Origin of the sequence: Coleofasciculus sp. G3-WIS-01, assembly GCF_040223135.1 — a bacterium.
Taxonomy (GTDB): domain Bacteria; phylum Cyanobacteriota; class Cyanobacteriia; order Cyanobacteriales; family Coleofasciculaceae; genus Coleofasciculus.
In genome coordinates, this window is the sequence record NZ_JAVJZI010000022.1 from 1 (window position 1) to 22,841 (window position 22,841).

The 22,841-nt window shown below is 45.8% G+C and carries 21 protein-coding genes and 1 pseudogene; 12 read left to right on the forward strand and 10 right to left on the reverse strand.

Features of this window, described 5'->3' with window-relative positions; translation table 11 throughout:
- Window positions 1-171: 171 nt before the first annotated feature.
- Window positions 172-813 carry a M23 family metallopeptidase gene (locus RIM23_RS02260; protein WP_446364092.1) on the forward strand — a complete coding sequence of 214 codons (642 nt, stop codon included), beginning with the start codon at window positions 172-174 and terminating at the stop codon, window positions 811-813.
- Between the two features lie 362 nt (window positions 814-1,175).
- Here RIM23_RS02260 and ftsH read toward each other — a convergent pair whose 3' ends face one another.
- Complete coding sequence (gene ftsH / locus RIM23_RS02265; protein WP_446364094.1) at window positions 1,176-3,206, reverse strand: ATP-dependent zinc metalloprotease FtsH; 2,031 nt, start codon at window positions 3,204-3,206, stop codon at window positions 1,176-1,178.
- Between the two features lie 242 nt (window positions 3,207-3,448).
- Here ftsH and RIM23_RS02270 point away from each other — a divergent pair, with 242 nt between their 5' ends.
- The 5 genes and pseudogenes from RIM23_RS02270 (at window position 3,449) to ureC (ending at window position 7,787) form a co-directional block, all read left to right on the forward strand.
- The gene (locus RIM23_RS02270) at window positions 3,449-3,994 is read left to right on the forward strand and encodes an NADPH-dependent FMN reductase (protein ID WP_446364096.1); all 546 of its coding nucleotides are present in this window, start codon (window positions 3,449-3,451) and stop codon (window positions 3,992-3,994) included.
- Between the two features lie 148 nt (window positions 3,995-4,142).
- Window positions 4,143-4,361 (forward strand): hypothetical protein, encoded by a 219-nt coding sequence (locus RIM23_RS02275; RefSeq protein WP_446364098.1) that lies wholly within the window; start codon window positions 4,143-4,145, stop codon window positions 4,359-4,361.
- A gap of 211 nt (window positions 4,362-4,572) precedes the next feature.
- On the forward strand, window positions 4,573-4,854 hold the full coding sequence (locus tag RIM23_RS02280; protein WP_446364100.1) for a DUF1830 domain-containing protein: 282 nt from the start codon (window positions 4,573-4,575) through the stop codon (window positions 4,852-4,854).
- Between the two features lie 453 nt (window positions 4,855-5,307).
- Window positions 5,308-5,955: pseudogene (iscB, locus tag RIM23_RS02285) on the forward strand (RNA-guided endonuclease IscB); the annotation flags it as partial.
- A 131-nt stretch (window positions 5,956-6,086) separates the two neighbouring features.
- A complete protein-coding gene (gene ureC, locus RIM23_RS02290) occupies window positions 6,087-7,787 on the forward strand; it encodes an urease subunit alpha (RefSeq protein WP_446364134.1) in 1,701 nt (566 codons plus the stop codon).
- Here the strand turns inward: ureC and RIM23_RS02295 are convergent.
- On the reverse strand, window positions 7,772-7,963 hold the full coding sequence (locus RIM23_RS02295; RefSeq protein ID WP_446364102.1) for a hypothetical protein: 192 nt from the start codon (window positions 7,961-7,963) through the stop codon (window positions 7,772-7,774). The two genes, ureC and RIM23_RS02295, sit on opposite strands and share 16 nt — an antisense overlap.
- Before the next feature lie 93 nt (window positions 7,964-8,056).
- On the reverse strand, window positions 8,057-8,455 hold the full coding sequence (locus RIM23_RS02300; protein WP_446364104.1) for a DUF6464 family protein: 399 nt from the start codon (window positions 8,453-8,455) through the stop codon (window positions 8,057-8,059).
- Between the two features lie 258 nt (window positions 8,456-8,713).
- On the opposite strand from RIM23_RS02300, the gene RIM23_RS02305 reads away from it, so the two are divergent.
- Window positions 8,714-8,932 carry a hypothetical protein gene (locus tag RIM23_RS02305; protein ID WP_446364105.1) on the forward strand — a complete coding sequence of 73 codons (219 nt, stop codon included), beginning with the start codon at window positions 8,714-8,716 and terminating at the stop codon, window positions 8,930-8,932.
- Window positions 8,933-8,998: 66 nt separating this feature from the next.
- Complete coding sequence (menD, locus tag RIM23_RS02310) at window positions 8,999-10,855, forward strand: 2-succinyl-5-enolpyruvyl-6-hydroxy-3-cyclohexene-1-carboxylic-acid synthase (protein WP_446364107.1); 1,857 nt, start codon at window positions 8,999-9,001, stop codon at window positions 10,853-10,855.
- Window positions 10,856-10,858: 3 nt separating this feature from the next.
- Here menD and RIM23_RS02315 read toward each other — a convergent pair whose 3' ends face one another.
- The 7 genes from RIM23_RS02315 to RIM23_RS02345 form a co-directional block, all read right to left on the reverse strand.
- A complete protein-coding gene (locus tag RIM23_RS02315) occupies window positions 10,859-11,020 on the reverse strand; it encodes a hypothetical protein (RefSeq protein ID WP_446364109.1) in 162 nt (53 codons plus the stop codon).
- A gap of 176 nt (window positions 11,021-11,196) precedes the next feature.
- Window positions 11,197-12,696: a protein kinase domain-containing protein gene (locus tag RIM23_RS02320; protein ID WP_446364111.1), complete on the reverse strand. Its 1,500-nt coding sequence runs from the start codon at window positions 12,694-12,696 to the stop codon at window positions 11,197-11,199.
- Window positions 12,689-14,482: a PP2C family serine/threonine-protein phosphatase gene (locus tag RIM23_RS02325; protein ID WP_446364113.1), complete on the reverse strand. Its 1,794-nt coding sequence runs from the start codon at window positions 14,480-14,482 to the stop codon at window positions 12,689-12,691. Before RIM23_RS02325 ends, RIM23_RS02320 begins: the two co-directional genes overlap by 8 nt.
- A 453-nt stretch (window positions 14,483-14,935) precedes the next feature.
- A complete protein-coding gene (locus RIM23_RS02330) occupies window positions 14,936-15,577 on the reverse strand; it encodes a vWA domain-containing protein (RefSeq protein ID WP_446364115.1) in 642 nt (213 codons plus the stop codon).
- A 70-nt stretch (window positions 15,578-15,647) separates the two neighbouring features.
- Window positions 15,648-16,724 carry a vWA domain-containing protein gene (locus RIM23_RS02335; RefSeq protein ID WP_446364117.1) on the reverse strand — a complete coding sequence of 359 codons (1,077 nt, stop codon included), beginning with the start codon at window positions 16,722-16,724 and terminating at the stop codon, window positions 15,648-15,650.
- A 23-nt stretch (window positions 16,725-16,747) separates the two neighbouring features.
- Window positions 16,748-17,707, reverse strand: coding sequence for a vWA domain-containing protein (locus RIM23_RS02340; protein WP_446359826.1), 960 nt, complete (start codon window positions 17,705-17,707; stop codon window positions 16,748-16,750).
- 166 nt (window positions 17,708-17,873) lie between these two features.
- Window positions 17,874-18,275 (reverse strand): peptide chain release factor 1, encoded by a 402-nt coding sequence (locus RIM23_RS02345; RefSeq protein WP_446364119.1) that lies wholly within the window; start codon window positions 18,273-18,275, stop codon window positions 17,874-17,876.
- Between the two features lie 1,121 nt (window positions 18,276-19,396).
- Here RIM23_RS02345 and RIM23_RS02350 point away from each other — a divergent pair.
- The 4 genes from RIM23_RS02350 (at window position 19,397) to RIM23_RS02365 (ending at window position 22,764) form a co-directional block, all read left to right on the forward strand.
- A complete protein-coding gene (locus RIM23_RS02350) occupies window positions 19,397-20,203 on the forward strand; it encodes a glucose 1-dehydrogenase (protein WP_446364136.1) in 807 nt (268 codons plus the stop codon).
- Window positions 20,204-20,231: 28 nt separating this feature from the next.
- Window positions 20,232-21,653, forward strand: coding sequence for a hypothetical protein (locus tag RIM23_RS02355; RefSeq protein WP_446364121.1), 1,422 nt, complete (start codon window positions 20,232-20,234; stop codon window positions 21,651-21,653).
- Between the two features lie 504 nt (window positions 21,654-22,157).
- Window positions 22,158-22,382: an AbrB/MazE/SpoVT family DNA-binding domain-containing protein gene (locus tag RIM23_RS02360; protein ID WP_446334951.1), complete on the forward strand. Its 225-nt coding sequence runs from the start codon at window positions 22,158-22,160 to the stop codon at window positions 22,380-22,382.
- A complete protein-coding gene (locus tag RIM23_RS02365; RefSeq protein ID WP_446364123.1) occupies window positions 22,375-22,764 on the forward strand; it encodes a type II toxin-antitoxin system death-on-curing family toxin in 390 nt (129 codons plus the stop codon). The genes RIM23_RS02360 and RIM23_RS02365 overlap by 8 nt, the downstream gene beginning before the upstream one ends.
- Window positions 22,765-22,841: the final 77 nt, after the last annotated feature.

Consider the following 22,841-nt stretch of genomic DNA (forward strand, 5'->3'; position numbering starts at 1 on the left):
GTCTATAAACCAGCCTAGAGGCACGGGGTTATCGTGCGAGTTAAACCGAACTGCTAAATATGTTCAGCAAAGCTTGTTTGATGATTTCAGGGCTACTGAAAACTCAGGTTTCAGCCGCTAGGCAAACCTGAGTAGTTTATTTGTTCGTTTATCCCATCGAGGAGTGAGGAAATGTCAGGAGTGTTTCCACGCCAACGACACAACAAACACAAGACAGCCGTAAAACGCTTTCTCCTGTTAGCGGGACTAAGTTTAATCAGTTTAATCCTCTGGGGAGTAATCACCCAAAACCGAGTTACCGCCTCAGAGGTTACACCTACTCAGATAACAACTAACACTTATTGGCAGGGAGGTTCATTTCCCGTTGAGAATTTTCAGGCTTATACCTCTCCCTACGGCTACCGTCGTTCTCCCCGTGGATCGGGTACAGAATTTCATCGAGGCTTAGACATCGCCGCACCTGAAGGCAGTTACATTCGCAACTGGTGGGCAGGTCAGGTAGTATCCCTCTCCGATAATACCGCCTGTGGCACCTCTATCACCATCCAATCCGGTGAGTGGAAGCATATCTACTGTCACCTCAAAGGTCATGTGGAAACAGATAGCCAAGGTGTGTATTTGAGCGATCGCAGTGGCGGGATTCAAATCTGGAAAGGTCAACAGATACCCACCGGCACCCGAATTGGTCGCGTGGGAATGACAGGGCGCACCACGGGTCCTCATTTGCATTGGGGCTTAAAGTACACCGACAACTATATTGACCCCGCCTTAGTTCTCCGGGAAATGTACCGACAGCAAACAGCATCAAAATAAGGAGCGTTATTGCTGCAGTAGACTTTAACTGTTCGGGCAATTCGCTGATGCCTGCCTTCAAAAGCCAAATTCCCTAATTTTACACTCCCCCGGCTAAAAGCCTCCCTAGTTAAGGATTTCAGAAGTAATACCAAATCCAAGTTAGCTACCCCCTTTATAATCCAGTCCGCGCAGGCGGACGAAAGTTTGTGTAGCAGCGATTTTAATCGCCGTGGCAAAAGGGGGTAATCAAGGCAGATTGGGTTTACTTGATCGACGCCCTAGCGCAGCGAAGCGAACATAATTCACCTGTTAAAAATAGACGAAAAAGCAGAAGACATAAACCTTACAGCCTTATGTCTTCTGCCTTCCTTTTTGCCTTCCTAATGTATTACCGCCATTTGTTTTTCGGGCAGTTGGGTATGTTCGGCAACAATTTGTCGAAATTGCTCTCCTTCAATGGTTTCCTGCTCCAACAAAATATCAACCAACCGATCAATCAACGGTCGATTGTCGCGGATTAGCTGACGAGCCTCCTCATAGCATTGCATCGCGATCGCTCGCACTCGATGATCGATTTGGGTGGCAATGGCTTCAGAATAGTCCGATCGCTGAGTCCAACCGCCGCCGAGAAACACTTCGCTATCTGGGCGTTCCAGGGCAACCGGACCTAAATCAGACATACCGTACCGAGTCACCATCTCACGAGCCAGTTCTGCCACTTTCTTAATATCACTGGCGGCACCAATAGTCACCTCACCATGACCAAAGACTTCTTCTTCCGAAGCCCTACCCCCCAAGGCGATGGTAATCTGATCAATTAGCCACGTCCGGGGCAAGTACAGATCACCCAGATCGGTGGAACGACTGATATCCATAAATTCTTCATTGGGTAAGGGTTGAGCAAACCCACCCACACCACCAGAACGGGGCAAAATTGTCACCTTGTTTAAAGGATCGGAATTTTTCAGTATGGTCATCAGCAAGGCATGTCCGACCTCATGGTAAGCAATTAATCGCTTTTTCTTACTATCCAGAAGCGGCGTCATTTGCAGACCAATGCTCACCCGATCAATGGCATCATCAATTTCTAGGGGTGTGATTGCCTCCTTACGCCGTCGGGCAGTGAGGATAGCCGCCTCGTTGAGCAGGTTAGCCAAATCCGCGCCAGAAAATCCCGGAGTGCGTCGCGCGATCGCTTCTAAGGATATCTCCGGTGCTAATTTCTTATTCCGACTATGGACATCCAAGATCCCCAGCCGTCCATTATAGGTGGGAAGATCCACCATAACATGGCGATCAAATCGCCCAGGTCTGAGCAGGGCGGAATCTAAAACATCGGGACGGTTAGTCGCCGCAATGATGATAATCCCCGTATTCCCCTCAAATCCATCCATTTCGGTGAGTAACTGGTTGAGGGTTTGCTCTCGCTCATCGTTACCCCCACCGATACCCGCACCCCGTTGTCTGCCAACGGCGTCGATTTCATCAATGAAGATCAAGCAGGGAGCATTTTCTTTGGCTTTTTTGAATAAATCCCGCACCCGCGAGGCGCCCACCCCGACAAACATCTCCACAAACTCACTGCCAGAGATACTAAAGAAAGGAACACCCGCTTCTCCCGCTATAGCTTTTGCCAAGAGCGTTTTTCCTGTACCCGGAGGACCGACTAACAGAACCCCTTTAGGGATACGAGCGCCGATGGCGGTAAACCGTTCCGGTTGTTTGAGAAACGTGACGACTTCTTGCAATTCTTCTTTAGCTTCTTCAATCCCAGCGACATCATCAAACTGTATGCCTGTTTTCGCTTCCATCTGAAAGCGAGCGCGGGATTTGCCAAAGTTTAACGCTTGACCCGAACTACTCGCCGAGCGGCGCAGAATCATCATCAGTCCGGCTAGCAAAAGTAAGAGCAAAAATAACTGCATCACCAACCCTAAGGCGGCGGAATTATTTGTGGTTGGCGTCACATCCAAGGGAATATCGGTGTTCCGCAGTTTCCCAATCAGTTCGCCATTTTGCTCCAGTAGCATGACCTCTTGAGGAGGTTCAGAGTCTTCCTGTCCGGCTAAGTAGACTCTGGCAACATTACGGGCTGAGTCAAGTTCGACTTTTTTGATATCACAATCCGCTTTCGATGTCTGACTCGGTGGGGTATCTTCAGCTGGGGATGGGGGTGGCACAGTGCACTGATCAATTTTCCGCAAAAGCTGCCCATAGCTTAGCGATGGTTTTGGCTCTGTCTGTTGTTGCGCTTGGGCAGGGACACCCAGGATCACACCTTGAACGATCACTAAGCTGGTTACCATACGCCACCAATAACGAGGTTTAATCTGTGGCTGCTTTGGCTTACCCGTTGAACCTCTACGCGGTTCATGTCCCATCCATGATCTCATCCAGGAACTGTTGTTCATCCAAATTTCCCTTGTTAGTCCTGTCTATTAACTCGCAGCGTTATGCTGCCAAGGCGTGACGTGGCACTTTCAACTGCTTACCAACTTCTAGTTTAGCGTTACTCCAATCTAGCCGTAGCTTGGGCAGGATTCAATGGTGTTTTGCTCAAAAGTCTCAAAACTAAAGGCAAGGTGTAGGGTGTGGGGTGTCGGGAACAAGTGAACTAAGGTATTTTGTATGAAAGGGTATTAATTGGCAAGACATGGTAAAAATTGTTGGCATTAATGGTAGCCTGCGAGCTAAATCCTATAGCTATCAAGCCTTAACCTTAGCCATTCAGCGTGTGCAAGCCTTGGGCGCATCCACAGAAATCCTTGACCTGCGACAGATGCAGTTACCGTTTTGTATCGGTAGCGATGACTATCCCGGTTATCCTGATGTCGTCCGGTTACGAGAAACGGTACAGGAAGCCGATGGCTTAATTTTGGTCACACCGGAATATCATGGGGGCGTGAGTGGGGTACTTAAAAATGCCCTGGATTTGATGACATTTGACCATTTATCGGGTAAAGTGACTGGTCTGCTGAGTGTGTTAGGCGGTCAAGCTAACAGTAATGCCCTCAATGAACTACGGCTGATCATACGTTGGGTTCATGGTTGGGTGATTCCAGAGCAAATCGCCTTTGGTCGGGCGTGGCAAGCCTTTGGTGAGGATGGCAAGCTTTTAGATGAGAAACTCTCGAAGCGTTTAGATGAGTTTGCTGAGAGTTTAGTCGAGCATTCTCGCAAGCTGCGAGGGGTTGTGTAAGACTTCTACCCTTTGTTCAGCATATCCGTGTCTGATGTCCTGATTGAATTGATAGAGGACTAGCTAGTTGAGCAAGAAGCATAAAATAAATAACCTCTCTGCCGGACAAGGCAAGGGGATAGAGGATGGCAGTTACGATTAACTATCTATGAGATTAAAGAAATCAAAGAACGCTGCTGAAGAAGAATTGGTTATGTTCATAAATGAAGGTTACGAAATTGTTAATTTCATGAACGGAGATTACCAAGATAAACTGGATAATGGAACTTTTGATTCTGAAAAAGACAATGAACGTAAGGTGGTATCAGAACAAGAGACTTGGATGGACATGACAGACGACTACCTCCAAAATTGTACCAACGCTTAAATCCACAGAGTATCGGTAAAGTCAACCCCTCGCCGTTAGATTGACAGAACACTCGTTTTTCAGTCTGTTTTTTGTATCAATGTGTAACAATATACAAAAATTTATCAAAAATTTAAGGATTATTTTCAACAAGCTTAAACTTAAGTTTGTAAAAATTAAAATAGAGGAAGTCAATCACCTTTGATCTGTTAGTTAAGAACACCTAAGACCCATGATTACATCAGCCATTCCTTCACAACCGACGAGTGCTTCTGCTCAATGTCTTTGTAGCTATGCCAATACAACTAGCTCCCTGCAAGTGATTCGGATGGGCAATCCCGGCGCTTACAGTTTCGAGCGTGTTGTTTTTCCCGGCGATCGCGTACTATTTGAAGCGGCATCGGAGGCTCAGCTAGAAGTCTTATCACCTTATCTGGGTCAAGCCATCAAGATTGAAAAAATTCCCTGTCGCCAGTTGCAGGTTGACGTTGATGAGCATCGACTATCAGCCTAATAAATAGCATGATTTTGGCACATCGGCACAGTTTTCCAACAAAACTTAACCTTGTTTGAGACTCACGTTGCCTCTAGGAAGTAAGGAATTGGGAGGAACTTTGGTTTTCTCCTCTTTTTTTGCTGGTTTTGGGACGTGCGATCGCGCATTTTGCCGTATAATTAACCCGCCCCATTATCTCTGACGGAAATCGCGATGAGTTACCGAGTCAACAACTCACCGCTAAGTTCTAGCGAACTATAGCGGGAGCTTGTGAAAACAGGCTCTAGTTGACCAGACTAAGTTCTACGAGAACTACGTTATTCAGCTCATGACACCCTAGGATACGTGCCAGTACCATCCTCTGTCGTACAGTTTTAAACAGGTGTAGAGAGTTAAGCCAGTGAGCTGTACCTAACAAGGTTGGATAACATTGTCGAGGCAAACTTTACCAGTAATGAGAGTCTCAAAGTAATGCGAGTTTTCGTTCTAGACAAAAACCTACAACCTCTTGACCCAACGCATCCAGCGAGAGCAAGAGAATTACTGAACAAAGGGAGGGCTAAAGTATTCAAGCGCTATCCATTTACTATTGTCCTGCAAGACAGAACCGTTGAAGAATCAGTCACGCGCCCACATCGGCTCAAAATCGATCCTGGTAGTAAAGTAACCGGATTTGCAATCGTCCAAGAAGAAACGGGGCGAGTAACAAACGCAATTGTTGTCTCACACCGAGGGCAACAAATTAAAGATTCCCTCTTAGCTCGCAGGTCATTAAGAAGGGGACGCCGTAACCGTAAAACCCGTTACCGCCAGCCTCGTTTCTTAAACAGAACCCGTAAAACCGGATGGCTACCACCATCGCTGGAGAGTCGGATTGCCAACATTGAAACTTGGGTACGACGGATTAGAAAACTCTGTCCGATTTCAGCCATCTCTCAAGAACTGGTAAGGTTTGACCTTCAGCAAATGCAAAATCCTGAAATTAGCGGGGTTGAGTACCAAAGGGGTGAGTTATTCGGTTTTGAAGTTAAAGAGTATTTACTTCAAAAATGGGACAGAAAATGTGCTTACTGTGGCGCTGAAAACGTTCCGTTCGAGATTGAACACATTCTGGCAAAATATTCATAAGGCAGACGGCTATGAATACCAATCCTGAAAACAATGATTCGCTATCGATCAATTTCAATGTTGGCGGCAATTCCCCTCCCGCTAACCTTCGGTATAACGGGAGTCCCCTTCCCGCATTAAAGATGGATCGCCGCGCCTATGCTGAAACTTATGGTCCGACTGTAGGCGATCGCATCCGTCTTGCTGATACTGAATTATTCATTGAAGTAGAACAAGATTTGACCACCTATGGCGATGAAGTCAAATTTGGTGGCGGTAAAGTTATTCGGGATGGGATGGGACAATCTCCCATATCTAATGCCGATGGGGCGGTGGATCTGGTGATTACCAATGCCCTGATTTTGGATTGGTGGGGAATTGTTAAAGCCGATATCGGGATTAAAGACGGCAAAATTTTCAAGATCGGCAAAGCCGGAAATCCCTATATCCAAGATAACGTCGATATTATTATCGGTCCGGGGACTGAAGCCGTGGCGGGGGAAGGCATGATTCTCACCGCAGGTGGGATTGATTCCCATATTCACTTTATCTGTCCCCAACAAATTGAAGTCGCGATCGCATCCGGGATTACTACCATGCTAGGCGGCGGTACGGGACCGGCAACCGGCACCAACGCCACCACTTGTACACCGGGTCCGTGGAACATTTACCGGATGCTGCAAGCCGCCGATGCGTTTCCTGTAAACTTGGGATTTATGGGCAAAGGCAATAGTAGTCAACCCCAAGGACTTGTAGAACAAGTGTTAGCGGGGGCAATGGGGTTAAAGTTACACGAAGATTGGGGCACAACACCAGCCACAATAGACACCTGTCTGTGCGTCGCAGATGAGTATGATGTCCAAGTCGCCATCCATACCGACACCCTCAATGAAGCCGGATTTGTGGAAAGCACGATCGCGGCATTCAAAAACCGTGCCATCCATACCTACCATACCGAAGGCGCCGGTGGGGGTCATGCCCCCGATATTATCAAAGTTTGTGGTCAAGCTAATGTTTTGCCCTCCTCCACCAATCCCACCCGCCCCTATACGATGAATACCTTGGAAGAACATCTAGATATGTTGATGGTATGCCATCACTTGGATCGGGGGATTCCAGAAGATGTCGCCTTTGCCGAGTCACGGATTCGCCGGGAAACGATCGCGGCTGAGGATATTTTGCACGATTTAGGCGCATTTAGTATGATAGCCTCCGATTCTCAGGCGATGGGGCGAGTGGGAGAAGTGATTATTCGTACCTGGCAAACGGCGCACAAAATGAAAGTGCAACGGGGCGTTTTATCTTCTGGAGAAACGGTGGATCATGATAACTTTCGGGCAAAGCGGTATGTGGCAAAGTATACAATTAACCCAGCAATTACCCATGGAATTGCTGAGTATGTGGGTTCAGTTGAGGAAGGGAAGCTGGCAGACTTATGTATGTGGAAACCCGCCTTTTTTGGCGTGAAACCAGAGATTGTGATTAAAGGGGGTATGATCGCCTGGTGTCAAATGGGGGATGCTAATGCTAGTATTCCCACACCCCAACCGATTCACAGCCGCCCCATGTTTGGCAGTTTTGGCGGTGCGATCGCGGCTACGTCGTTCACGTTTGTCTCTCAGGCGGCATTAGACCGAGATATTGCCACACAATTGAACTTACAAAAACCGACAGTGGCGGTGTCTAATACGCGGCAAGTGAGTAAACGAGATATGAAGTTAAATGATGCTTTACCTGAGATGGAAGTTGACCCAGAAACCTATCAAGTGAGGGCAGATGGGGAATTATTAACCTGCGAACCGGCTGAGAGTTTACCGATGGCACAGCGTTACTTTTTATTTTGAATGGTTTTCGGTTTGTCCACCTCTCCTTCGTAATCCTGGCGACATTCATAGAAATGACCCAGCTTCCCCACAGCAAAGGATTGGGCGCGAGATTCGTTGAGACGTTCGGCAATGGAGACAGCTTGCTGTAGGAGTTCCAGGGCTTGGGCTTGGTACTCTGGCTTAAGGCATTGCATCCCCGGCGCGGTATCCTCAGCCCCATTCGTCGGTTGCCGCAGACTAGGTGACGTCCTCCTACACCGACCCGTAGGGTACAGTGTAGGAGGACGTCACTGACTTTTTCGATACGTGATGTCAGGGTCACTCAGATTTTGTTCAATTGGTTCGTAGTAACGGCAAGACTGGCAAGGACCATCTGGATTGACAGCACAACGCACCAATTCAGAATTCGCATTATATTGACAACTTCCATCGCCAAGCACCCAGCGCCCATCAACCAAACTTTTCTCCGTTGGGCGGGGCGCCGATTGGACGTAAAGGGCAATTTTGTGCAAACGATAGCGCCCAGATTTTAGGAGATAGCGATGGCGACGCTCCAGGACAGCGTAGGTTTGACCGTTATAGTCCAGATAATTACCGGGTTGGGGAGTCCAATTTAGTCGGATATTACCCAGACTCTGACGCGATTGCGTCAGGATTAGCTCTGCAGGAAGAGAATCTGGCTCCATAGTAATAGGTGTGATGATGACTACACTTGGATGGTATCGCAATCAACGCGATCGCAAATCCTACTTCCGTTATTTGTTATTCGTCATTCGTCCCCCCGGCTCCTTGGTTCCTCCGCTTCCCTGCTTCTAGACGTTCGGAACGTCTCTACATCCTTTGCTCCCCTAGCCGTATTGGGGTGTGGGGTCTGACCCATATCCCTCAAATCCTGAGGATGATGCATACTTGGATAAAAGTGTTGAGTCAATACAAAGGTCGATATGCAAATTCCCGTGAGACTTCTACCCGGTGCCCTATCCGATTTATTCGCTCAAGCTACCAGTTCTGGTAAAATTACACTTGCTGACCGATACGGAATAATGGCGGCATTGCTAGAAGAGTCGCTGACTGATGAAGAGAGGGACTCCCTAGAACGGTTACTTCGTGCATTTCGCCGAGGACGGATGCAGGTGGTAGATGAGATTTCTTCACTGGGATAAATAATGATTTAGCGATCGCATCCTCAAAGCCTCAATGAGTAGACGCTTCTGCTAGTATAGGATGCGATGCTAATTGACTTTCGTAATACCAATACCGTCTGGGCTTCTATACTGGTGGAAACGTTAACGCGGTTGGGATTAACCACAGCCGTCTTATGTCCCGGTTCACGTTCCACTCCGCTTACCGTTGCTTTTGCACAACACAGCCAAGTTGAGGCAATTCCCATTCTCGATGAACGCTCGGCTGCCTTTTTTGCTTTGGGACTTGCCCGAAAATCGGGGTTACCGGTGGCGTTGGTTTGTACTTCCGGGACAGCCGGAGCGAATTTCTACCCGGCTATTATCGAAGCACGGGAAAGCCGCGTTCCTCTATTGATTTTAACCGCAGACCGTCCGCCAGAACTGCGAGATTGTCATTCTGGGCAAACCATTGACCAAGTGAAACTCTATGGCAATTATCCCAACTGGCAAACCGAATTAGCCGTACCGTCTGTGGAAATCTCGATGCTGAGATATCTGCGACAAACTGTGATTCATGCCTGGGAGCGATCGCGCTTTCCGGTTCCTGGTATAGTTCATTTAAATTGCCCTTTCCGTGATCCTCTGGCACCCATTCGTGATCCAGCCGTCACTCCTTTAAAATCCCAATTCCAGGCTGACGATTTCTTTGCCGCTATTACTCCTGCGCCTCTACACCCCTGTCCCCCTGCACCTGTGCACCCCATTCCCTACTCAGACTGGCAAGAGTGCGATCGCGGTTTAATTATTGCAGGTCTAGCGCAACCCCGAAACCCCAAAGCCTATTGTCATGCAATTTCCCAACTTTCGCAAGCCCTAAACTTTCCCCTATTAGCGGAAGGGCTTTCCCCCCTAAGAAACTACGCTCACCTCAATCCTTATCTCATTTCCACCTACGACTTAATTCTGCGGAATCGCCAACTTGCTCAACAGCTTACACCCACTATCGTAATTCAAATTGGTGAACTGCCCACCAGTAAAGAACTGCGGACTTGGTTAGATCATTGTCAACCCCAACGCTGGATCATTGATCCCAGTCATCATAACTTAGATGCCCTGCATGGGAAAACCACACATCTGCGGATTCCTATCGAAGAAATTGGACAATGGATAACAACGAATAAGACACAAAATCAGACTGTAGGGGCGGGTTTAACGGATAACGTTGTTGACAAAACCGATAACGGAACTAAACCAGCCCCGATAGAGGAACAGAGGAAAACTGGATCACAACAAAACCCATATTACCTGAAAAAATGGTGTGACGCCCAAACCCAAGTCAGGGCAGCCGTTGACCAAGAAATGGCAGAAATGCCTCAACTATTTGAAGGAAAAGCCGCCTGGTTACTCTCTCAATATTTACCAGCAGGGACACCCTTATTTATTGCCAATAGTATGCCCGTTAGGGATGTAGAATTTTTTTGGGCGCCAGGGAATACAGAGATTCAACCGTGGTTCAATCGGGGAGCTAATGGCATTGATGGCACCTTATCCACAGCCTTAGGGATTGCTCACCGGAATCAAAGTGCGGTGATGCTAACGGGAGACTTAGCCTTATTACATGATACCAATGGTTTTTTACTCAACAAGAAGTTTATCGGTCATCTAACCATTATCTTAATCAATAATAACGGGGGTGGTATTTTTGAAATGTTACCTATTTCTCAATTTTACCCACCCCTTGAAGAATTCTTTGCCACACCCCAAAGCATCAACTTTGCCCAATTATGTCTGACCTATGGCGTAGAACATCAGCTAATTCAATCTTGGCAGCAATTGCAGCAGTTACTGAATCCATTACCCAATCAAGGGATTCGAGTCTTAGAATTGCCCACAAATCGCAAAGCTGACGCCATTTGGCGGCAAAAGTATCTAGGGCAATTTGCGATAAATCCGGCAACTTGACGCTTAATTCCTGTTCGTAGTCAGGGATGCGAGCCCTGAAAAGTCACCCGCCAACCAATACTGCTCGGTTAAGGAAGGTTGTCCATCAAAGGAAGCAATGTAGAGACGCGCCATGGCGCGTCTGGAAGCAATGTAGAGACGCGCCATGGCGCGTCTGGAAGCCATGGCGCGTCTGGAAGCAAGGGGAGAGAAGACAGGCTTATCCGAGCAGTATTGACCCGCCAACAGTCTCCTAGGGGAGAGGTCATACCAAATCCGGGTTAGCCACCCCCTTTATAATCTAGTCCGCGCAGGCGGACGAAAGTTTGTGTAGCAGCGATTTCAATCGCCTTCTCTTGCTTCTAATTAATCATCTGAACCTCAACCATCCTACCGTAGGGTTCCAGAGAAAGCCGGAATTGTATTCCCTCTTTTAATTCAATCGCCTGTCCGGCTTGTCCCGGTTGAGGACTCGGTGCAACTTGGTTACCAGTAGGAGACGTAAGAGAGGTTAAATTTTGGTTAATCAGGAGCCATTTTCCTTCAAAAAATACACAATAAGCCTGAGGCGTTTTGTCAGCTTCTTCACCCGGAAAAACATTATCAAAAGCGTGCCATTTAAACAAAGTAAGATTATGATAAACCACAAGTTGACCATCGAATGTCCACTGACCGGGACGACGTTCTGAACGCAGCCGCAAAATCGGTAAACTTCCCTTGGGTTTTGAGCCACAAAATGGACAGTTTAAATGAGCGGGGTCATGTAAAATAGACCAATGACTGGGACAATACTTGTTTTTACAAGGGAAAAGCAAATCCCAGGTTTTGATTAGCCCACGTTCCCATTCAATCGCAGCGGGGCGCTCATGGGGAAAGTGTAAGCCTTGAATAAAGGCTCTGTGAAACAAATCGCTTAAATAAGGTCCTAGGGCGGTGGATGATAGCTGCAAATCGTGAGGTCGATTAGAAGCATCCGTGGGATGTTCAATGAACAACGCCTTTGAACCCATCTCCAGACGTTCCTGTTCCTCCGCAGAAGCCGCCGGATAAGTCTTCGGACCTTCTAGGGGATGGCGACCCAGTAAATACTGGTAAAGTAAGACAGCAAGGGCGTGTTGGTCAGTACGAGCAGAGGGATGTTGTCGTTTGCGATCGTCTAAGGGTAAATGAAGAGTCGATAATACTTCTGGGGCGATATATCCCCTTGTCCCCAAAACATCGGGCGGAAATAAACCAGGAACCACCAATGAGTCAATATCAATGACAACACATTGTCCCGATGTTGGATCAATTAACACATTTTTGTTCGACAAATCAGAATGAGCTAATCCAGCTTGGTGTAAACGTCTCACCGCCCGGGCTAGGCGAATACAGGTTTGAAAATAATTAATCCAAACACCGCGTTCTGCTTTTGGCAACATTTGCCGCAGTTTGGGGCGAACAAACCAAGTGCTTTCTTTTTCCTTACCTGCCAAGTTTCCTGTAGCAAAGAAATAGTTGTTGGGATAAGTTGGGGCGATGAACCCTAACTGAGGCTGAACCACAATACCCGTGGGCCAACAAAATAGTTGTTTAAAATAATCGCCATTTTGAGCAATGGTTGGATTATAACCATCTAAAATCTTCTCTAACCGAGCCATCCGATTGGGATCTGAACCAGCATTTTGGTCTTTATAGAAGCAAATAACCGAAGATTTATCAGCCGTAAAATAGACTTGCTTCATCACCCCTTCACCAATGGGTTCAGGGATGTATTCAACAGTGCTGCCGTCGGTGAGGGTTGCTGTCGCCATAATATCATGTCCGATTAAATACTTACATTCAGGATTTTCCCACACCCCAAACCCTACACCCTTAGACATCCTCCCGGTAGAGAACAACCAATGTGCGATCATCAAATGAGCCGCGAATTGAGTAGGAATCTAGCCAAATTTTTAACCGTTCTTCTGGTTGGAAATTGTCTGGATCACATATTGGTTCTCCCAGAATTCCCGCCGCTAATAAAGCCGGAGACGCGACAACGTCTGCCACCGATTTCCCTAATGCTTTGGCATAGTTAGCGATGGAACGAATCACGACTTGTTTAGGTTCCGGCAATTGATTGGGCAAAATTCGCTCGACTTTATCCTGAAACCTTGATTTGACTTCGTTGACACCCTCCAGACTGCCTAATACTGTCGTTTTTAGCTGGTTAGCAATCTCTTGCTCATTAGGTTTAGAGACTTTAATCACCTGATTTAACAGTAAATCACCATACAGCTCCAACATCCTCGGCTGATTGGGGAAGTAGTCATCAGCAACTCCATCCGTCATCACCATTAACGCCTTGAGATGTCCTGGAAATACAAAAGTCTTTTGCAGCAAATTTTTTTGCTCGGTTTTGTTAGCAGAGGTTAAAAACTCGGTTTGACCGCCGTAATCTCCGCTATCTGGCTTGCCTAATAATTTCAGAGTTCCTTCTTGAGATATCGCGGCTAACATACCATCGCCAATCTGACAGGTTAGCACCAGACTATAGTGAGTTCCAGCAACTTTAATGGTGGTATGTACTGCCAGCAGCAGTGTGGCGGAAAGGTCTTTAGGTTCGACATCCTTGTGTTCTAGAGCTTTGTAGTAACGGGTCAACTCGCGGCATTCATCTGCTTTTTTGATCACCGCGTTGTAAGCCGTCTGCATGGCTTCATGTAAAGAGGTTTGGACGACTTCTATATCGGCTCCTGTAAACGCCCAATTGGTTGTCTTGCGCTCAAGATCAGCCGCTAATGCTTGGGTTGTATCTCGCTCTTTTATTTTATGGTTTTTTAGGGATTTTTTGAGGTTTTCGACAGCGGCTTTACAGGACACTCTCGCCCCAAGCCGAGAGAACTTTTTCGACCCAGCACCATCGGATACAGCAATAATTGTCCAGCTACTACTGGTATTAAACTCAAACCAATCATCACAATTCGTTCCTTGGTGCTTGTGCATTTTTCCTCGCACTCTCGCGCCAATGAGCTTTAGTCCTTCTGCCGATTGACTTGAGGTACAATAAAATTCATCATGTTTGTCTGGTTCGTCATCGGGTACAGGATGATACTCCCACGGAGGACTGGTTGGATTTGTTAATGACGATTGCAGTTCTCCGGAAGATAGTTCGCCTTTATCGGTTGCTGTTATAGGATTTGAAGGTCGCACAGGCGATTCCTTGTCTTTATCTATTTGATTGTTTTGGGTTACTTGAGTAGGCTGTTGACAACTGGATTCTACAGGAAATAGTTCTGTAGATGACCGGGATAATGCCTTAAAAATCGCGCTACGGATGGTTTCTTTTAACTGCTGATTCGCAATAATGTGCCATTTTTTTAATGTTTCTTGATTAACTAAACGCGATTCCTCTGAAAGCCAGTTTAATACATCACTCAAGAGGGATTCGATATCCTTAATTTCCGTTTTAGCTGTATTCTGGGATAGACCTAGCTGATAATCATACACCTGCTGCCATAGAGTCACGACAGAATCACGGATTTTCTGAGCTTGCTCCGGATAATTCTTTAACTGAGTAAACTCTTGCCATTTCTTTGCTAATTTAGGAGAATCTTCAGGTTCAAGCTTAAGCTTCCAGCAAATGGCTTGAATCAATTCTGCAAACTTTGGGTCTTGCTCTTGCATAGTTATTGTTAACCATCCTGCTTTTACTGTCCCCCCTCTCTCGTTCCCAGGCTCAGCCTGGGAATGCTCCTTGGGAGGCTCTGCCTCCCGTAATAGAATTCAGCTAATCTGGAGTTGGGTTTCGTTCCTCAACCCAACCTACAAAAATGACATCCTCCCGCTCTGCCTCCCGTAAAAGAATTCAGATAATAGGGAGATGGGTTTCGTTACACAACCCAACCAACAAAAATGACAACCACCCCCTCTGCCTCCCGTAATAGAATTCAGCTAAACAGGAGTTGGGGTTCGTTACTCAACCCAACCTAAAAAAATGACATCCTCCCGCTCTGCCTCCCGTAATAGAATTCAGCTAATCTGGAGTTGGGTTTCGGTCCTCAACCCAACCTACAAAGATGACATCCTCCCGCTCTGCCTCCCGTAATAGAATTCAGTATAAAATGCTGTGGAGTAGTCTTAAGGAACAATAGTGATACCTTGGGGTGGAGGAGGTAGATTAATCGGCTGATTATCTGCCATCACCTGAGCGACACTTTGGGATGTCTGCTTCACCGATTGAGACACCCATTTGAAAAAGTGCTTCAGCGTATCGGGCTGGAGATTATCAAGTTTGACGACAATTTCTGTAATCTTCTTGAGCAGATATTCGTCTGCACCTGAACCGGCAGCACAGGCAATAATATTCGCGGGTTTTTTGTGTTTTAGTTCCTTTGCTGCATTTTCCCAAGTATCAGTAGGCATCCCATCTGTCATTAGAAATACTAACGGTTTCCAGTCGCCTTTTTGAGTTTCGCTCGCTTTTTGAACTTCTTTATCAAAGCATTGGGATAAAAGTCTTAGGGCGGCTCCCATAGAGGTAGCACCACTAGCCGAGAAATGGGGCGGTTGGAATGTCATCAGTTCGGTTAGAGGACACACTTGTTGAGCTGTACTTTCAAAGGTAATCACTGACAGGTAAGCCGTTTCTAACGCATAGGGTTCACTTTTCAACTCGGCAACAAGTGCCTTAACTCCCTGGTTAACGGCTTCAATCGGATCACCCGACATAGAACCAGAGCAATCTAGGACAAGATAGACGGGTAAACGACGCGATGACATTTTTTTCTCCTGTTTAATTGGACTCAGTTTGAAATCTTCGGAAAATCAATATTAAGGGCGTTACTTAATATCAACCCTTCTCGGTGGATGAAATCACAGTTTGACGAATTCGTTGACCATACACTTCCAGTTCAAACCACTGAGAATTGGCTGGAATGGAAATAGATACTTTAGCTGGCAATCCATCTGTATATTTTTTGACAATTTTCCCTGTATCATCGTAAATAATACCTGTGGAGGCAACAATCTGATTTTCATCAACGACTTCTGCAAATATCTGTAAGAGTGCTTGCATTTCCGTGGCTATTTTATAATCCCAGATATCGACATCAGTGCCTGTATCCAGATCATCTAATTCCTCAAGTTGACGCACATCAACGCCATATCCCACACCAATCAGAACCGCTTTGACATAATTTTGTTTGCCAGCGGCAATCTTTTGGGCGAGTTGAGTGGTATATTGTTTGACCTCCTCTAAATCATCAATTCTGCCATCGGTAATGAAAATGTACATCCCTCGTTTAGCATCAACAAAGCGTTCAACAAAATGTTTAAACGCTGGCGTCAAGATTGTGGTTTCACCAAAGGTAACCTTAGTCGGTCCATTAACATTAAGAGTAGAACATTCAGATTCCGTACAATCTCCTAATATTTCAATTTCTGCTCCGTTACCACAAGCCCAATAGATCACACTCGTCCCACCATCTACATCTAAGTTTCCGGCTAAATAAGCTGTAAATTGTTGGGCGAGAGGTTGAACGGTATTCGGTGTTGTCTTAAAATACCCTTTCTGGATTGCATCTTGATAGGCTTCCTTTTTAAAGGATTTAACTCGGTTCCCATCTTCAATGCGGGATTCTACCCATTGTTTTTTCTCATAATCCGCCATGACATCGGGTGGAACTTTTCCTTCTAGCTTGCGCCCATAAGGACCTTTCATGGAAGCACTAGCATCCAAGGCTACACCCGTTTTCCAGCCTTCAGCCTCCTGTCCTTGAGGCTCCATCAAAATAGTAAATACAACGTGCAATTCCTCCCCTGTATTGCTAACATTGACTTCCCCAAATTCTTTAGCCACAATATTACTGGGAAGTTGTTGACGGCGAAGGGAGTTGGGTCGGTTAGAAGGTTGACCAGATCTCGTCATTTTATTTCCTCACCAGACATGATTTAAGGTTGTGATAAAGCTTCAGAAATATCTTGAGTGACAGTTCCTCCGGGAAATTCTAAGGTAAATGAATTTGAGCCGGCTGGCATCGTGAATCGCAGCAATGCAGGAACGCCATCAGCATATTCCTGGCAAATTTTTCCCCCTTGATTTAAGATTCGACCTGACCCAATGACAATCATGTCTTCGGAAACCAGTTCTTTGAAAACTTGCTCTAGTTTATTCATGTCACTGGCTAACTGATGATCCCAGAGGTCAATACTTTGTCCAAAACTATCCGTAATGCCACTCCCCTCAAACATATCGTCAAGCTCATCCATTTGCCCTTCATCAACTTCATCGCCTATGCCAATGAGAAACAGCTTCATAAAGGGTTTTTGTTTTTGGGAGATGGCTTGAGCATATTGAAAGCAGTATTTCTTGACATCGGCTAAGTCTTCAATAATTCCATCAGTCACGAATACACAAATAGCCGCTGGATTTTTAACGCCAAGTGCAGGTGCATTTTTAAACTTGTCCACAAAAAGTCTTAAGGGAGGCAATAATTTAGTTCCTCGTCCCCAGGGGAGTTTTTTCGGTCCAGCAATGGCAATGTTTTGGATAGTTTGATCATCAAATTCTCCTAATTCTTCGACTTTAGATCCATCTGGACTGCAAGCCCAGTAAATCACATCAACCTTGCCATTTGCGGAAAAATTAGCGAGAAAACTGACCATTGTCCGCGCTACGGGTTCGATAACATTAGGTGTGCTAGCACTAGCCGCCATCGCAAAAGCACCCCCCACGATACCGCTGACTCCATACATTTTTTTCATGGAGGCAGAACCATCAAGGGCGAGTCCCATTCTCGCGCCTTCAATATCAGGGACGGTGAGAATAGTGGCAACGATGTTTAAATCACCATTCGTTTGTTTATAAACATTAACTTCACCGAATGGCTCAACTACACTTTGTAACTGCATTTGCGAATTGCTCCTGTGTTTTTAGGTTTATATTTGTTTTCAACAACTGCTTTTATCTCAATCTATGAACAGCATTTTCTGTTTTAGGCAAACCCGATAAAGATAGTCTATATTAAAAATAGCCTAAGTCTATTTTTTATTTCCTTCTAATCTTGAACTCAGCTTACTAACGCCAGTGGGGACGCCCTTTCCAAAATACACCAACAATAACGGCAACCAAGTTGGCATAGCTTAAACTTACCAAGAAAGGAGGTAAAGGCAACAGTGATTTTAAGCCCAAAACTAGGGCTAAACAAGGAATTAATGCCCACAAGCTGCTACTGTTGATCAAAACGTGGGGATAAAACCGTTCCAGAACATAAACTGCGAGAACTCCAAATCCCACAGCCGCCATTAAGGAGATGATCATCCCTAAGGGAGGAGTATAGAGGAACTGGAGCATCTGACGGATGGCAGGGGATTGGGTGAAGCCTAAGCCAATGATAATTTCGAGGACGATCGCGATCGCAACAGTAATCCCAGAGACTTCTAACAGCGATCGCCAAGGGAGAGATCGTAAGCGATACATGGAATTTATGCAGTTTTGGGTATCCTGCTATTCTACCGCTGTTTATTTTTAACGGGTTTCCAGTTTTTGCAGCAAGTCCGATGTATCGAGATTTTCATGCTGAACTAAACTTAGAGAAAGCTCCCCTTAGCAGACAAGACCATGCTTCCCACGAGCAGTTTAAACCAAGCGCCCCAGCCCCCTTCCGTCCCCCTTATAGATCCCCCTCCCGTCCCCCTTATAGATCCCCCTTCCCTCCCCCTTAAAAAGGGGGAGACCCAAGGATGCGGGAGCTTCTGTTGCACGGGGAAGCCAGAGGATGCGGGAGCTTTTTTGCACGGGGGAAGCCAGAGGATGCGGGAGCTTTTTTTGCACGGAAGGGGGAGAATTCAAAGCCTTCTCTCTCTAACCCCCCTTTCAAAGGGGGGTAAGGGGGGATGGAGAGAGGTTTTCCAGAGAGGTTTTCTAGATCCCGTGAAAAGGAAGCTCCCCATCTGTGTTATTGAATGCTCAAATAAATCAGGCGAATACAAGTTGGTTCCCCACACCTGACGATTAATTAGGGTTCCACCTTTAGGGACACCAATCTGGATGAACAGATTGAACCCGATCGCACGTTTCAATCTCCCCAACTGGTGGTTAGCAGATGATGCGGTATGAAATATATAGCAGAAGGCTCCAAGGCAGAGGACTCCAAGGCTGAAGGTTTATTACTAATACGTCGCATTTAGGTCATTTAAGAAAGTCCTAACCTTGATGGCGACAGCTCTATCGAAAGGTGGATTTATAGCTAGAGCATCAATGTTATCTTTGGATGATATTGACTTTTAATACTATGAAGCAAAAAAACATTGTACTGAGTGAATTAGGCAATTATCTGCCGCTCTAATTTTGCCTAGTGTGGCAGATAAAGAGAAGAGTTTCGTAATTAATTTATAGTGGGTTACCACCCTAATCAGATCTTTTAAACGCTCTGAATTAACTCGCTGAAAAAGGTATGAAATACTGAAATTTTGCCTTTTTGGATCGCAGAAACCCTTGATATATCCTAGGGTGGGCAATGCCCACCAGAATGCTAGTCACATTTGTTCTTCATGGTAAAAATACAGGCTTTAGTTGCTTAAAATAAAGGTTTAGTCATGATGAAAGGTCTCAAAGGTAAAAACGCTCTCGTAACAGGTGCAAGTTCTGGAATTGGACGCGCGATCGCTATTCGTTTGGCTCAAGAAGGTGTCAATGTAGCTATTAACTATCGCAGCAGTCCCGAAGATGCCGCAGACACCGCAGAAAAGATGGATCAAGCTTGTGGTGAAATCAAAGGCTGTGGCGTTAAAGACTTACTGGTACAGGGCGATGTCTCAAAAGAAGACGATGTTTTTCAGATGATGGACACCGTTATTAACGAGTTAGGCGGACTCGATATTTTGATCAACAATGCCGGCATTCAAATGGAGAGTGCGGCACACGAAACAAAAATTGAGAGCTTTGATCAAGTCATTTCTGTTAATCTCCGAGGGGCTTATCTTTGCGCCCGTGAAGCCATTAAACATTTTTTAGCCGGCAATAAAAAAGGTGTCATTATCAACATTTCTAGCGTTCATGAAATTATTCCCCGACCTTGCTATGTAAGTTATTCGGTTAGTAAGGGAGGAATGGGAAATTTAACAAAAACTCTGGCTTTAGAATACGCCTCCAAAGGAATTCGGGTGAATGGTATCGGACCTGGGGCAACGATTACCCCAATTAATGAAGCATGGATTAATGATCCTGAGGAAAAAGCCAACGTAGAAAGTCACATTCCGATGGGAAGAGCCGGAACTTCAGAAGAAATGGCAGCAGCGGTGGCATTTTTGGCATCTGAGGAAGCTGACTATATCACCGGACAAACTCTATTTATTGATGGTGGGTTAACACTTTATCACGACTTTAGCAAACCTTGGTCAGCCTGAAACTTGTGATTATAGCAGCCGTACATATATGTCATCCAAACTGGCTAGAAGAAAAAGCTCTAACTCTGAACTAAGAACATCCTGGTTTGAACGCCTCATTGCTATCCTGGCTGTAGTGAATTTGCTTCTAGTCTTTTTTGACCTAAGTTATATAACCTTACGCGACTTTTATCTAGAATTTTTTCCAGGATTGGTCAAAGTTTATGACCCGGTTAAGGGCATTGAACCCCATCCGGAAACGCAAAACTATCTCAGCACAGTAAACGCACTGGAAGAAGAGGTTTCGCAAGCAGGATTGCAATCGCCGCAGTCAGAAAAATTACTAAAGGAATTGCAGCAACTTAGTCATCGACTCATTGCAGACAATCCGTTCCAAGGAGCGAATAAAAGCAATACGCTAGAAAAAATTCAACAGGAAATGCGGACTCGTGTAGGAGAGGATTATGCTAGTGATGCCTTGAGGATATTTTGGAGTTCTGCGTATCTATCTCAGGCAGGATGGCAGGAATCTATTCAATTTTTCAATACAGAAGTTCGCTCCCTGATTGAGAGAAATTACTATCGAGATATTGGCAGATTTGGCGGTTTGGTTGATTATTTTTGGTTAATTGACTTACCCTTTATCATTCTATTTGCCCTAGAAATTTTAGCACGAACTTACTATAGCAGTCGTCGCCAGCCCAAATTAAACTGGCTGGAAGCGATTTTGCGGCGGTGGTATGACCTTTTCTTGGTGTTTCCCTTCTGGCGGTGGTTGCGAGTTATTCCAGTAATCATTCGTCTCTATCAAACTGAGTTATTGGATCTGGAACCTTTTCGGAAGCAACTTAATTATGACTTTGCGATAAGTTTTGCTGAGGAAATTGCTGAAATTATCGGCGTTCAGGTGATTGACCAAATGCAAGAGTCAATTCAAAAGGGTGAAGTCGCACGCTGGCTGTTTTATCCTGAGTCTCGCCGACGTTATATTGAAGTGAATGAAACAAATGAGGTAAATGCGATCGCGACTCGCCTGGTTAATCTTAGTGTCTATGAAGTTCTCCCTCAAGTCCAGCCAGATATAGAAGCTTTAGTCCATCACAGCCTGGAGAGTACCCTCAGCCAATCCGTTGTTTATCAGCAAATACAGAATGTGCCAGGGTTGAGTCACTTGCCTAATCAGTTAACAGAGGAATTGTCTAAAAACCTTTCTCAATCCGCTTACAACAACCTAGTCAAGGCTCTTGAAGATCCAGTGGGAGTAGAATTAACCAGCCGTCTGATGGGGAAATTCAAAGACGCGCTAGAGGCAGAGTTACAGAAGAAGCAAAACCGTCATAAAATTGAATCCTTACTTATAGATATGCTAGAGGAAATCAAACTTAACTACGTTAGGAGTGTTGCCGAAGGAGGAGTTGAGAAAGCATTGGAGGAAGTTGATAATCTACATCGGAATCTTTATCAGGCGTAAAAGATACATGAAATCTTACATGACAACAAGTTTTGAATTTTGAATGTGTAGGGGCGGGTTTTACTAATAACGCATCGGATCAAATCCCTAACTGAACTAAACCCGCCCCGACTTGACCCTTCGCTTACGGAAACCGGAACCTGGTGTCTAAGGTTGGGTTTAGGGGCGGGTTTAATTGCATCTGGGTTAGAGAAAAAAGGATAGTAGTGAAACCCGCCCCTACAGAATGTAGAACGAATGAAAAATGACAAATGACAATCACCGACTCAAGATAATAAGCTGCTGCTGTTATACCAAATCCGCCTTGATCACCCCCTTTTTCCACGGCGATTGAAATCGCTGCTACACAAACTTTCGTCCGCCTGCGCGGACTAGGTTATAACGGGGGTAGCTAACTCGGATTTGGTATTAGAGCGCATCGCACAGGGCTCCATTCGTTTTTGGCTTGCTTGTCTGGTAATTAGCGTGATTACAATAGTAATAACGTCAGTAGAGAATTAAATCATGGAAATAAAACTACGGAAAGTGGGCAACTCCATTGGCACCACGTTTCCTAAGGAAATCTTGGACAAATTTAATTTAAGGGAAGGGGATACACTAACCCTGGTGGTGATGGAGGATGGCATTAAGTTGATGGCTTATGATCCTGAGTTCGAGCAGGTGATGACGGCTTACCAGCAGGGGGCATCGCAGTACCGCAATGCAATGCGAGAGTTAGCAGATGGCTGAACCGATTTGGATTACCCCTGCGATGGTGCAGGTGATTCATGATGACCAAGTTGCAACCCATGGTGGGGTGTATGGGTTACGGGATGAGGGGTTGCTGGCGAGTGCCTTTGCCCGTGCGCGTAATCGCTATGGGTATGAAGGGGCAGATATTTATCGACTGGCGGCGGACTATGGCTATGGAATTGCTAGAAATCATCCGTTTATTGATGGCAATAAGCGCACAGCGTTTCAGGTGATGTATGTGTTTCTGAAAGTGAATAGCTGGAATTTGGATGCACCAGAGCCAGAGGTGGTGCTGGTGATGCGATCGCTAGCGGCGGGGGAACTCTCTGAAGATGAGTTGGCGCAGTGGTTGCGGCAATATTCCTCAAGGGAGACGTAGATAGTTGGGTGTCAATTATCTCTCTGATGCTTGAGGGTGATTTTATGCTAGGATTAGTGTATTGTGTAGAGTTTTTT

Bases quoted from the DNA above. Each gene is read 5' to 3' on its own strand.
- RIM23_RS02275 (WP_446364098.1), top strand. From the start codon at position 4,143: ATGAGATTAAAGAAATCAAAGAACGCTGCTGAAGAAGAATTGGTTATG.
- RIM23_RS02280 (WP_446364100.1), top strand. From the start codon at position 4,573: ATGATTACATCAGCCATTCCTTCACAACCGACGAGTGCTTCTGCTCAA.
- ureC (WP_446364134.1), top strand. From the start codon at position 6,087: ATGGATCGCCGCGCCTATGCTGAAACTTATGGTCCGACTGTAGGCGAT.
- RIM23_RS02345 (WP_446364119.1), bottom strand. From the start codon at position 18,275: ATGTATCGCTTACGATCTCTCCCTTGGCGATCGCTGTTAGAAGTCTCT.
- RIM23_RS02360 (WP_446334951.1), top strand. From the start codon at position 22,158: ATGGAAATAAAACTACGGAAAGTGGGCAACTCCATTGGCACCACGTTT.
- RIM23_RS02325 (WP_446364113.1), bottom strand. From the start codon at position 14,482: ATGCAAGAGCAAGACCCAAAGTTTGCAGAATTGATTCAAGCCATTTGC.
- RIM23_RS02270 (WP_446364096.1), top strand. From the start codon at position 3,449: ATGGTAAAAATTGTTGGCATTAATGGTAGCCTGCGAGCTAAATCCTAT.
- RIM23_RS02340 (WP_446359826.1), bottom strand. From the start codon at position 17,707: ATGCAGTTACAAAGTGTAGTTGAGCCATTCGGTGAAGTTAATGTTTAT.
- RIM23_RS02295 (WP_446364102.1), bottom strand. From the start codon at position 7,963: ATGCAATGCCTTAAGCCAGAGTACCAAGCCCAAGCCCTGGAACTCCTA.
- menD (WP_446364107.1), top strand. From the start codon at position 8,999: ATGCTAATTGACTTTCGTAATACCAATACCGTCTGGGCTTCTATACTG.
- RIM23_RS02260 (WP_446364092.1), top strand. From the start codon at position 172: ATGTCAGGAGTGTTTCCACGCCAACGACACAACAAACACAAGACAGCC.
- ftsH (WP_446364094.1), bottom strand. From the start codon at position 3,206: ATGAACAACAGTTCCTGGATGAGATCATGGATGGGACATGAACCGCGT.
- RIM23_RS02305 (WP_446364105.1), top strand. From the start codon at position 8,714: ATGCAAATTCCCGTGAGACTTCTACCCGGTGCCCTATCCGATTTATTC.
- RIM23_RS02330 (WP_446364115.1), bottom strand. From the start codon at position 15,577: ATGTCATCGCGTCGTTTACCCGTCTATCTTGTCCTAGATTGCTCTGGT.
- RIM23_RS02355 (WP_446364121.1), top strand. From the start codon at position 20,232: ATGTCATCCAAACTGGCTAGAAGAAAAAGCTCTAACTCTGAACTAAGA.
- RIM23_RS02320 (WP_446364111.1), bottom strand. From the start codon at position 12,696: ATGTCTAAGGGTGTAGGGTTTGGGGTGTGGGAAAATCCTGAATGTAAG.
- RIM23_RS02300 (WP_446364104.1), bottom strand. From the start codon at position 8,455: ATGGAGCCAGATTCTCTTCCTGCAGAGCTAATCCTGACGCAATCGCGT.
- RIM23_RS02365 (WP_446364123.1), top strand. From the start codon at position 22,375: ATGGCTGAACCGATTTGGATTACCCCTGCGATGGTGCAGGTGATTCAT.
- RIM23_RS02335 (WP_446364117.1), bottom strand. From the start codon at position 16,724: ATGACGAGATCTGGTCAACCTTCTAACCGACCCAACTCCCTTCGCCGT.
- RIM23_RS02315 (WP_446364109.1), bottom strand. From the start codon at position 11,020: ATGGCTTCCAGACGCGCCATGGCGCGTCTCTACATTGCTTCCAGACGC.
- RIM23_RS02350 (WP_446364136.1), top strand. From the start codon at position 19,397: ATGAAAGGTCTCAAAGGTAAAAACGCTCTCGTAACAGGTGCAAGTTCT.